The organism is Caldivirga sp., assembly GCF_023256255.1.
Lineage (GTDB): Archaea > Thermoproteota > Thermoprotei > Thermoproteales > Thermocladiaceae > Caldivirga.
On the sequence record NZ_JAGDXD010000028.1, the window covers coordinates 179292 to 190359 of the forward strand.

Annotated in this window: 14 protein-coding genes; 8 read left to right on the forward strand and 6 right to left on the reverse strand. The window is 43.4% G+C overall.

Features of this window, described 5'->3' with window-relative positions; genetic code table 11:
- Window positions 1-22 precede the first annotated feature (22 nt).
- From Q0C29_RS05355 to Q0C29_RS05370, 4 genes are all read left to right on the forward strand, one after another.
- Window positions 23-538: a hypothetical protein gene (locus Q0C29_RS05355; protein ID WP_291999622.1), complete on the forward strand. Its 516-nt coding sequence runs from the start codon at window positions 23-25 to the stop codon at window positions 536-538.
- A gap of 12 nt (window positions 539-550) precedes the next feature.
- Entirely contained in the window at window positions 551-1249 is a 699-nt protein-coding gene (locus Q0C29_RS05360; RefSeq protein ID WP_291999623.1) for a restriction endonuclease, read from the forward strand.
- Window positions 1250-1479: 230 nt separating this feature from the next.
- Entirely contained in the window at window positions 1480-1848 is a 369-nt protein-coding gene (locus Q0C29_RS05365) for a HEPN domain-containing protein (RefSeq protein WP_291999624.1), read from the forward strand.
- Window positions 1829-2176, forward strand: a complete 348-nt coding sequence (locus tag Q0C29_RS05370; RefSeq protein ID WP_291999625.1) for a nucleotidyltransferase domain-containing protein — start codon at window positions 1829-1831, stop codon at window positions 2174-2176. Before Q0C29_RS05365 ends, Q0C29_RS05370 begins: the two co-directional genes overlap by 20 nt.
- Before the next feature lie 127 nt (window positions 2177-2303).
- Here the strand turns inward: Q0C29_RS05370 and bgaS are convergent, their stop codons facing one another.
- From bgaS to hmgA, 5 genes are all read right to left on the reverse strand, one after another.
- Window positions 2304-3773, reverse strand: coding sequence for a beta-galactosidase BgaS (bgaS, locus tag Q0C29_RS05375; protein WP_291999626.1), 1470 nt, complete (start codon window positions 3771-3773; stop codon window positions 2304-2306).
- Window positions 3774-4026: 253 nt separating this feature from the next.
- Window positions 4027-4833, reverse strand: a complete 807-nt coding sequence (locus Q0C29_RS05380; RefSeq protein ID WP_291999627.1) for a hypothetical protein — start codon at window positions 4831-4833, stop codon at window positions 4027-4029.
- 98 nt (window positions 4834-4931) lie between these two features.
- Complete coding sequence (locus Q0C29_RS05385) at window positions 4932-5564, reverse strand: class I SAM-dependent methyltransferase (protein WP_291999628.1); 633 nt, start codon at window positions 5562-5564, stop codon at window positions 4932-4934.
- 432 nt (window positions 5565-5996) lie between these two features.
- A complete protein-coding gene (locus Q0C29_RS05390; RefSeq protein ID WP_291999629.1) occupies window positions 5997-6452 on the reverse strand; it encodes a PadR family transcriptional regulator in 456 nt (151 codons plus the stop codon).
- 114 nt (window positions 6453-6566) lie between these two features.
- The gene (gene hmgA, locus Q0C29_RS05395; RefSeq protein ID WP_291999630.1) at window positions 6567-7799 is read right to left on the reverse strand and encodes a hydroxymethylglutaryl-CoA reductase (NADPH); all 1233 of its coding nucleotides are present in this window, start codon (window positions 7797-7799) and stop codon (window positions 6567-6569) included.
- A gap of 190 nt (window positions 7800-7989) precedes the next feature.
- On the opposite strand from hmgA, the gene Q0C29_RS05400 reads away from it, so the two are divergent.
- From Q0C29_RS05400 to Q0C29_RS05410, 3 genes are all read left to right on the forward strand, one after another.
- On the forward strand, window positions 7990-8412 hold the full coding sequence (locus tag Q0C29_RS05400) for a nucleotidyltransferase domain-containing protein (protein WP_291999631.1): 423 nt from the start codon (window positions 7990-7992) through the stop codon (window positions 8410-8412).
- Complete coding sequence (locus Q0C29_RS05405; RefSeq protein ID WP_291999632.1) at window positions 8400-8813, forward strand: HepT-like ribonuclease domain-containing protein; 414 nt, start codon at window positions 8400-8402, stop codon at window positions 8811-8813. The genes Q0C29_RS05400 and Q0C29_RS05405 overlap by 13 nt, the downstream gene beginning before the upstream one ends.
- A 67-nt stretch (window positions 8814-8880) precedes the next feature.
- Window positions 8881-9573, forward strand: coding sequence for an acyltransferase (locus Q0C29_RS05410; protein WP_291999633.1), 693 nt, complete (start codon window positions 8881-8883; stop codon window positions 9571-9573).
- Here the strand turns inward: Q0C29_RS05410 and Q0C29_RS05415 are convergent.
- Entirely contained in the window at window positions 9562-10095 is a 534-nt protein-coding gene (locus tag Q0C29_RS05415; RefSeq protein WP_291999634.1) for a hypothetical protein, read from the reverse strand. The two genes, Q0C29_RS05410 and Q0C29_RS05415, sit on opposite strands and share 12 nt — an antisense overlap.
- An 87-nt stretch (window positions 10096-10182) precedes the next feature.
- On the opposite strand from Q0C29_RS05415, the gene Q0C29_RS05420 reads away from it, so the two are divergent.
- Window positions 10183-10941, forward strand: coding sequence for an MBL fold metallo-hydrolase (locus tag Q0C29_RS05420; protein ID WP_291999635.1), 759 nt, complete (start codon window positions 10183-10185; stop codon window positions 10939-10941).
- Window positions 10942-11068 lie beyond the last annotated feature (127 nt).

Consider the following 11068-nt stretch of genomic DNA (forward strand, 5'->3'; position numbering starts at 1 on the left):
ATATACCGAAGCCTCTGTACCTGTGGCAACCGAGTATACCTCAGACTACGTGTACGAGTTAATTAATAAGCTTGATGAGGAGCTTAATGAATTAAGGAGCACTATTAGTTCATTAGCAAGCACAGTGAAGGATCTTGATAAGAGGTATGGGGAATTAGCGCAGAGGATTGATGCAATTGCTAATACGTTAAGTGGAGGTAGGGGTCAGTCTGATATGGGGAGCGTATTGAGGGAAATAGCCTACATAGAGACAACCCTACTGAATTATAGGGATCAACTTGGTAAGGTTAGGGATCAACTCAACGATATGCTTAATCAATTAAATAAAACAATGGGTGAACTAAGTGACGCAAGATCTATGATATTTGATGTCGTGAATAATTTAAGAAACCTACTCGCCAACTACCAGAGTAGGCTTGAGGAGTTGTCAATAACAATAACTGAATTATCAATAATGCTCAGCAGTAGGTTAAATGATCTTGAAAGGGAAATTAAGGCGATGAGGGAAACAACACTCTTAAGTAGGGGCAAGCAGTAGGAAGGGAAGGAAATGAGTACTGCAAGGGAGACCACACTTAAGGTTATTGAGTCAATATTCATGCTGACCTCAGAGGGTAATAGGATCTTTTCCCTCAACTCACTGAAGGTCATAATGCATGGTGACTACACTAAGGCACTTGATAAACTGATTGAAGAGGGTGTGGTGAGTAGGGTTAATGACAGGTACCTCAGAGTCACTGTACCTAGGCTTCAACTACTCATAATGATGGGTAGTGAATCAATTATCAGCCACATTAATGACTTATCCTGGAGTGAATTTGAGGAATTCATATCATTCATAATGAGGCAGGAAGGCTACGAAACCCTGAGGGGGGTTAGGTTAACGATGGGTAACGTAAGGGGTGAGTTCGACATAATAGGGTACAGGGGTAGTATTGTGATTGTTGTTGAGGCTAAGCATTGGTTAAGCATAAGTAACAGTGAGTTAGAGACCATTGTAAGCAAGCATATTAATAAGGTTAAGGCACTCGCGGATAATTGGAGTAAGTTTACTAGGAAAGTTAAATTAACGATAAGTGAAGCATCAATATATCCATTAATCGTAACCCTTAAGGCACCTCAACTGCAATCATACGGCAATGTACCCATAATCGCCTCACATCAATTACCAAGCTTCCTCGAGAACCTAGAGTCACTGAAGGATAATATCCTCTACTTTAAAGCAAGACAGGAAACACTAGGCGCTTAACTTACTTGCCCCTTAAGGTTATATAACCCAAGATATTTCCACGGTTATTATTAGTATCCTGGGATCAGTTTAATGAATCATTAATCCCACTTCTCAATGTTGACCCCTGCGAGGAATAGTTTAGTTATGAAGATATCTGATGGAACCATTAGTTGCATATTAAACTGCTACATTCACTAGTCCATTAATGCTTTCAGAAACCTTTTTACCTCAACACCAAATTAACGTATATGTCGTTTTTAAGGAAGAACTCATTAAGCTTTTTGAAGGAGGCGGAAAGAGACTTAAATGAAGGTGAATATAACTTAGCTATGTTTCACTTAGAGCAAGCGTTACAGTTGGCTTTGAAATATGCTTTGTATGAGAGGACCGGTACCTATGAGAGGACGCACAATGTTATTAAACTCCTTGACGACTTAGTAAGGATAACAAACAACGATAGATTAAGAGAATTACTTGATAGTGAAGCTAGTATATTAGACTTAATTCAACAGGCATATATTGGCGCCAGTTATTTACCGTTTGAATACAGTAAGAACTCTGTAATAGCTACTTTAAGACTTGTGAAGGTGGTATTAAATGAGCTTAGACTACTTTAAAGAAGAGTGGGAGAAGAGGATGAGCATGCTGAAAAACGCAAGGCAATACTTAAAGGTAATGAAGAAAGTATGTGTGAACGAAGTGTCATCAGAATGTAGGGTGGTACTTTTTGGCTCTGTGGCTAGAGGTGATTATAGGTTAGACAGTGATGTGGATGTATTGGTAATAGTCCCTAATGTTAAAGATGAATGGGATAGAAGTAGAATATCGGTAAAGCTGCATAAGGCAGTAAACGCATGGGATCCCTTCGAGATACATGTAGTAACTCCAGAAGAATATGAAAACTGGTACTTGAAGTTTATTGATGCATGGGAAGAGATAACTTAACGAGAATTGAGACCCCGTGACCCATCACCAAGTGTGTAAGATTAGTTACTCAGAAATAAGGCAATATACTTCAAGGGAACCTTACCTATTCAGGGTGGGGAGATAAAGTTAAGAAATAAGCAGTATTTCATCTCCTTAATGGTTTAATTGGTGGTATTGAATTTAGGTGCATTATTTCTTCGGGTATTGACTTAGACTTAGCGATCTCCCTGTATACGTATGCTGATGGTCTCCAGTACTGCTTCTTGGTGGTGTAGTCTACGTGGAGTAGACCAAACCTCATGCTGAAGCCTGAAGCCCACTCATAGTTATCAGTCAGTGACCAGTGTAGGTAACCCTTAACGTTAGCCCCATCTTGAATAGCCCTATACACTTGGTAAATGTGACTAACCAAGTAATATGGCCTCTGGTAGTCCGCTGAGTCGGCTATGCCATTCTCGGTAACGTATATTGGTAGGTGGTAGCGGTTCCAGTACTTCATTATTACATCATAGAGGCCCTCGGGATAGAATTCCCAACCAGTATCACTGCATGGCCTACCATCAGGGCTAACTGAATTTCTCTCGCAACTATACCCATATCCAGGTATGCCTACGTAGGATTTCTCACCAATAAGCTTAACCACTGTCCTAGAGTAATAATTAACACCTATCCAATCCAACCTACCCTTTAAGTCATCCCTAACATTCCCCATAAGCTCACCCTTAATTATTGCATCGAAGAAGATCCACCTTGAATCATACTCAGCCAACTCAACGGCCTTAGCGTCCCTATCCGTTAGCGGTGTGAAGGATGAGTTAGCGTATATTATGCCAATGGGCTTCTTGGAAATAGCCTTAACGGCATCATAGGCTCTGGCGTGGGCCTGTATTAAATTAACCATGGCTCTCCTTGAAAACTCAAGGTTAAGGTAACTTGGTGGGAAACCTGACTTAACCCACATGTAGCCGTTACTGTGAACAACATTGGGTTCATTCATTGTTGAGTACTCGTCAGCAAGATCATCGAACTTCCAGGCAACGTAAGCCGCAAACCTGGCAAAATTAATCACTGTCTTAACATCAAGCCAGCCAGTGGGGCCGCTTAAATCACCCCTCCTAATCCTGATTGGGTCATGAACCCAAAGGGGCAGTGGCCAATGATAGAAGTTCAGTATGAAGTATATCCCCTTAGCCTTAAGGTCACTGAACATTTCCCTATAATGCCTCACAGCCTCCTGGTTAGCTGCTTCATCAAGCCTCTTGAGGTCACCTTCATCAACATGAACCATTAACACATCGTTACCCTTAACCTCCACATTACCCTGAGGGGGATCAGGCATTGGCTTAGGGAATATCCTAGACCACTCAACACCAATCCTAGCCGCATCAAGCCCCATTTTAACAGCATTATCGTGAAACACCCTGTAGAGCCCCCAGTAGCCCGGCCCATACTCAGGTAAGTCACCACTAACTAGCCCTGACGCAATGTTCTCAGGATCATGAACCCACACGTACCAGTCAGTGTTAGGATCCTCACTACCAGGAGTACCCATCTCTGACTGGAATCCTGCCTGAGACCAACCGAACTTGAAGGATTTAGGGAATGAGATATTCATTAACTCAGTTACTCGTTGATCTATTTTAAAGTATTAAGGCTCCAGGTCTACTACTTCCACGTATATGCGGGTACTTTTAGCCATCTTCATTATCCTCACGCTTATTTACCGTTTCCTCAAGCTGAAAGCCAGAGAAGATTAGTGAATAAACTTACAATCACTATGTAACTTAGAGTGTAACTGCAGTGAACCAAAAGTACTACGATGGCTGAGCAGTCATTGGAAGGATGATTACTAAACATGGAGTCTCTGTCTATAGCTTAATAGTGTACTTATGGATAATCCACTCTAGTTGAACAGCCTCACCATTCTTAACAGGCCCATACTCAGTCCCAACCTCAAGGCCATTCAGGTAGTAGCTATTGATGTTGATTAACTTTCCGCTAACTATACTTAATGCTTTCTCAATGAATCCCCTTAATGGCAGTGAAACTGAGGCTGCCTTAAGTGGGTTAGCTAACCTGAGGGTTAGTATATTCCATTGCCCAGTATCACCAAACCAAACCTCCCACTTAGCATTCTCAGCAGCATTATTAACTAGTATTGGGGCCTCAATAGTACCTTCAGGTAACCCAGCAGGTCTCAGGTTGAAATGGTAGAGCCAAATCATGAACTCTAAGTCACCCCTGAATATTCCTGCTTGGTCACTACCTCTTGTTAGCCATAAGTCGAAGGAGAAGTTCATCCTTAATGAACCATGGTTAACAACCTCATATTCTAAGTTAATCCAAGCATTCGGTAGATCACCAGTAGTAAGCGGTAATGGTAACTTCTGATTAATCGCTGTTCTAACCCGCCCAAAAGGCTTGTAACCATATATAGTCTCTGGATAACCTAACACGCCTAGGTTAGGGTTCTTCATCTTAGCCTTGGTTAGATTAACAATTGTACGTAATCCTCCATTAATGCTCATGTCAACAGTACCACTGGTTCCGCTACATTCAGCATTCCAGTAATTGCCCTGTAACCCCAATAAACCAACATAGGCTGTGTAGTCCTTGCCGCATTCGTAAGTCCAAGTCCCGGTTGAGTTCACTGGAATTAGATTAATTTCGTTCACAATGCCTAATGCCTGAAGTCCCTTTATAAGCTGCACCCTAAAGCCTATTACGTAAGCCTGCATGGTCGTTAATACATTAGCTAGAGGGGTGCTTAAACCTACTTAACAGCATTAATGCATACGAAGCCGTATTTACCTGCGTTAGTGTAATCAGTAAAGTTGGGTGCCTCATAATATTCTCCTACACCTTTACTAAGGGTGGCCACATATGATGTTACCTTTAACCCAAGTCCTTTAAGTGTCTCTGTAACCCACTTGACGGTGAGGAACCTGGCCCTAGAGTAATATGGATGCCCCCTTGATCCAAGTTCACTATACTGCATCCCCCATGAACTCTCAAGGGGCACTATGCAGGCAATCAATCTACCATTATCCTTAAGCACCCTAGCGCCTTCCCTCAAGACAGCTTCAGGATCCTTAGCGAAGCATAGCGTAACCACTATTAGTACGTAGTCCATTGATGAGTCACGAATCGGTATTAATTCCCCAACTCCTGAGACAACAGCCCAGGTCCTATCCTTAGCAAGCTTAATCATTGCCAATGATGGTTCAAGGGCAATAGCGTTAATAAGCCTAGTGAAGAAGCCGCTGCCTGCACCAACATCGAGACCTATGCCATTTAACCCAAGGGCATTAATAGTGTCCTCCTCTGACTTAGCTAACAATGGGTGCTTACTGTACCATGAGTCATATTCGTTGGCTCTACTGTTAAAGAGGTCAATAGTGTACATGCCTATTTAGCCTAATGCAAGGATCTTTTATATGTTGCTTCCTTACTTAACCGGTGCGAAAGACTTATAAATTCCGATATCGGTAGTGTTATCGGTGACCAGAAACGTTAGGTCGCGTAATAGCAATAGGTGAGTGGACGATACTGCAGGAGTTAAGTAAGGGAAGAAGAAGGATAAGTGAGTTAAGGCAAGTCGCACCACTGTATGGTTCAGCACTTGACTTCGCAATAAGTGACCTGCTGGCATTTGGACTAGTTAGGAGGGTTACTGAAGGTGGGGAAGAGTACCTAGAGTTAACTGAACTGGGTAAGAACATGGTAACCGCACCCTGGCCATGGGGACCATGGGGTTGGAGAGGCCCAGGGCCTGGACCCTGGTGGCCTGGACCTTGGGGTAGGAGGCGTGGAGCGCCACCTTATTGGCCATGGTGAATTAGCCAACAGCCTTGATTAAATCATTTAAAATCTTTCTTATTTTTTCCTTATCCTCCTGGGGTATCTTATCCCAATTATCAATTATGTATCTGGCCGCGGATATGAATTCATCAATACTGAAAGGCGAGGGTGGTGGGGGTGGCGGATTAATGCCTCCCATTAACCCAATAGCCCTCCTCCCCTCCTCGGTGAGGGAGTAGTACTTCTTAACGCCGTCGACTCTAGATATCTTGACTAGACCCTCCTCCTCTAGGTCATCTAGGAGTGGGTATATTGATCCTGGTGATGGTCTCCAGAAACCGAAACTCCACCTTTCAATCTCATCAATTATCTGAGCACCCGTTAACTCACCCTTAAAGGCAAGTATATACAATACAATATCCCTCAACGCACCCCTTCTCCTCCAAAACCAGCCTATGAAATCATGCGGCATAGGCCCCCTTCTCCAATCCATTAGCAGGGTTACTGGGGCATGCAATTAAATTTTACTACACCACATTAATAGTAGAACACACTAGTATTACTAAAATACATAAAGCACTACGCTAGCTAAATTAACATAACCGCATTAAGTACGCCCAGCCCTACCAAGCCTCTCATGAGCCTTACCCAACTCCCTCCTGTGCTGTGCAATGAGCAGGTTGAGTTCACCAGCAAGTACAGTTGCGGCAATTATTTCAGCAAGCTTCAACGCATTAGAGCCAGGTGGATCACCACCACCCTGAACCCCAAGCATTTGCAATGCCTCCCTCTGGGTTGGTAAACCAGTACCACCACCAACAGTACCCACCTCTAGGCTTGGTAAGGTTACTGACACGTATAAGTCACCATCATTATTAACCTCAGCCCAAGTCATACCCATGCTTGACTCAACAACCTGAGCCACGTCCTGACCAGTGGCTATGAATACTGCAGCCACTATGTTTGCGAAATGCGCGTTAAAGCCGTAGGAGTGAGCGTAGGCTGAGCCTAGCAGGTTTTTCCTAACATTAACATCAACAACCTCCTCTGGGGTCACGTTAAAGCGATTCACCAGGTAACTCCTCGATATTACAGTTTCACTGATAACTGTCTTCCCCCTACCTAGTAGGAGGTTAACCGCATTAGGCTTCTTATCAACACACATATTACCACTAACGGTTACTAACCTAGCCTTAGGGTAATTAACCTCAATCCACTGGGCAATCCTCTCGGAGGCTATGGTAACCATGTTCATGCCCATGGCATCCCCGGTACTGAAGACCAACCTAAGCCAGGCATTATTACCGGCTACGAATGGTTGAATCTCCCTAAGTCTCAAGTGCCTACTACCAGACTCTGCAATCTCCTTAATCTTACTAATGTTAGCGTTAACCCAATTAATGAAGTTCACTGCATCAGTAGCGGTAGGTAACTTAAACAAGGGGGCTCTAGCCATACCATCCTTAACGACAATACTCCTAGCACCACCATTCTCAGTAATAACCTTAGCCCCCCTATTCACTGAAGCCACTAAGGCACCCTCCGTTGTGGCTAAGGGTACGTAGTATAGGCCATCAGCGTAAACCCCCTTAACCAGGAGTGGACCAGCCACACCCAATGGTACTTGAACAGCCCCAATGGTGTTCTCAGTATTCCTTCCATAAACCTGGTTAAAGTCAATTACCGTTGAGCCTATGGCATTAAGTTTAACGCCAAGCCTCCTCTCAAGGAACAGTCTCCTAGCCCTAGTGGCTGCGTTAGGGTCCTTGAGCAGGCCCTCAAGCTCATGCATCTTAACCTTACCCTCCTCAAGCATCTTAACAGCATCCTCAGGCTCCATGCCCTCAAACCTAAACTCACTTATTAAACTTTATGACCTCCCCTGCATTGAAAAGGGGTTCCATATTGAAACCTCATTTGAGTTAACCCTTTGGTGAATTTAATGATTAAACACGATAACTAGCAAATTCCTAATTCACCATGGCTAATGATGGGAACCATTTAAAAATCAGCCCACTGAAGTATTAACCATGAGTATTACTGATTACGTTAATTCCCTGAGGGCATTCCCCTGGGGGGACTACGGTGTTTATTTTGCATTATTATTCGGGTCTAGGGTTAGCGGTAGGGTGATTAAGGGTGATTGGGATATTGCTGTTTGGCTTAAGGATACTGAGAGGGATATTGACCTGCAGTATGCATTAGCTAAGTTCTTAAATACCCATGACTACAATATTGACTTAGTGGTGTTGAATAATTACGAGTATTTACCCTGCTCACTGGTGGTTGATATTCTTGGTAAGGGGAAGGCAATTTATTATAGGGATATGGATGAGTACCTGGAGTTAAGGGTGAGGATACTGAAGCCATGCCTAGACTTCATCATTGACTCTGAGAAGCTTAACCTACTGGAGACTCAGGTAAATGCGGTGATGGGGAAGTGGGGGCAATAGATCGTTTACTTAAGCTAATGCTTAACTACACCTCACTATTGGATGGCTTAAACATTAATGATCTTAATGACCCGTATAAATATTACTCAGCAGTGTACCTTCTTCAATCCCAGGCTCAAGCCCTCATAGATATTGTAGTTAAGGCTGCCGCAGCATTGGGGCTCGAGGTTGAGGGTTACGTGGACGCAGGCAGTAAACTGACGATGATAGGCATACTGAGTGAGGGGGAATTCTCCAAGTATCGCTCAATAGTTAGGTTCAGGAATCTTGTAATACACCAGTACGGCATTATTGATGTAAACGTAATTAAGAGGATAATAGGCAATGGTGAGTATAGGGATACTGCTAGATTAGGGTTAAAGATAGTTAATGAACTTAAGGGGAGAGGTATTGATTGTTGAATTAAATTCCCTTGAATTTCAATTAATCTTAGGTAATAGTTATAAGCCTTAAGGATTCACCTCATTAATGGGCTTCATATCAAGTAGGGCAAAGGTGGGTGAAGCAGTAATTGGCTTAAACTCAGTGATATTGGGGCCATCGGTGATTGGTGGAGGGAGTTTCATTGATGATTATGTGACTGTGGGTTACCCCATTAGGCGGAAGATTAAGGCCATTAAGCGTATTAATGACCTTGACTCAGTTAGTGATGGCGCCAGGATTGGGGAAGGGTGCGTGATAAGGAGGGGTACGGTTATTTATGAGCATGTTGAGGTAGGTAATAATGTTGAGACTGGGCATAACGTGTTGATTAGGGAGAATACGGTGATTGGGGAGGGGACTAGGTTAGGTACATTAACGGTTATTGATGGTAACGTTAAGATAGGTAAGAATGTGAGTGTCCAAAGCATGGTATACATACCGATAGGCACCGTAATAGAGGATGATGTTTTCATAGGGCCGAACGCAGTGATAACCAATGATAAGTACCCACCCAGTAAGAGACTCCAGGGCGTGGTTATTAGAAGGGGGGCTGTTATTGGTGCTAATGCCACCTTAATAGCCGGTGTAGAGATTGGGGAGGGGGCTGTGGTTGCCGCTGGATCAATAGTCACCAGGGACGTTAAGCCTGGAACTGTTGTGGCTGGTGCCCCAGCAAGGCGTATTTATGATGTTGCTGAGTATATTGAGAAGAGGAGAGTCTACGAATCAATGGGTTAAATCAACTAGTTTACTTACGAGTTCCTTATGGAACCTCTCATCATCAATAATGCTCCTTACTATTGACTTAATCACCTCTATTCTAGACCTCTCCCCACTCGTTAATACCCTTAATGATGCTGACTCATATCCGCTTAACACGTACTCATACATGCTTAATGCAATTGACTCATACTCCTCAAGCTCCATTAACCTATTAGCCAAATCCTTAGCCACACCCCTCTTAACAATTGCCGCGTATTCCCTTACCTTACTAATCCTGTTTTCCAACTCCCTATTCATAGCTGCAATACCATCACTACTCAGTGAACTCTTAAGGTCACTGAGCATTGATCCCTCAATACCCTTCAATATGTCTCTATGCTTAGCTGAGTCCCTACTTATCAATTGTAGGCTAATCCTGCTTAACTCATCACTGGTTGATTCACTTAATTCGCCGTAAAGCTCAGCTAACTTATCCTCAATCTCCTCAAGGCCCTTCAACATGCTGATTAATGCAGTGTTAAAATCCCTAGTAACCATAGTGGGCTTACGCGTAAGCCGCATTTTAAAGCATTCGACAATGAACTGAACCGTAAGGTTAATTAAGTTAAGGGCATTAGTGCGTTAATGAGGGTTAACTTCCTGGGTGTTGGTGGTTGGGTTTCAATGCCTTGGCTGAACCACCCCTCAATACTAGTTGAGACTAAGGGGACTAGAGTGCTTCTTGATGCTGGGGAGGGGTCGTATAAGCAGTTGAGGAGGTGCCTAAACCTTGATGTTGATTTAATAGATGCAGTTATTGTGACTCATGGGCATGGTGACCACGTACTCGGCTTACCCTCATACATACTGATGGCTGGTTCGAGAGGCCTTAAACTCAGTGTTATAGCTCCAAGGTACGTTATAGATGACTTAGTAAGCTTAATTAAAGCTACTCATATTCAACAATACGCCAATGCGCTTAACCCAATACCTGTTGATGTGCCGAGTGAACCATCTTTGATAATGGAGTTGAAAGAAATCAAGATTCACGCTGTTAAGGTTAACCACACTGTAGACACTATGGCAATTAAGATAACTGATTCAGATGGCTCATGCATAACGTATAGTGGTGATACAGCACCCTCACGGTCACTTATTGAGCTAGCTAAAGGCTGTGATGCATTAATTCATGAGGCAAGTGGAAATCCAGGCTTTGAGGAGGAGGCGCATAGGCATGGGCACAGTACTGTTAAGGATGCCATTGAGACTGCTAGGGAAGCGGGGGTTAGGCAATTAATACTCACCCACTTTTACACTGTTAACCCGATTATAAGTGAACTAGAAGGATTAAGGCTAGTGGTACCTTATGAATGCTCAATGATTGAGTTAGGTAAGGAGAATTAAGCACCCTTATCCCTAATCTCCCTTAAAAGTTTCCTAAGAAACTCCCTCCTACGCCTAATCCTCCTAAGCTTACCATCAACATTACTCAACGGTACCCCCATTCTCCTAGCCTCAGCCACAGCCCTCT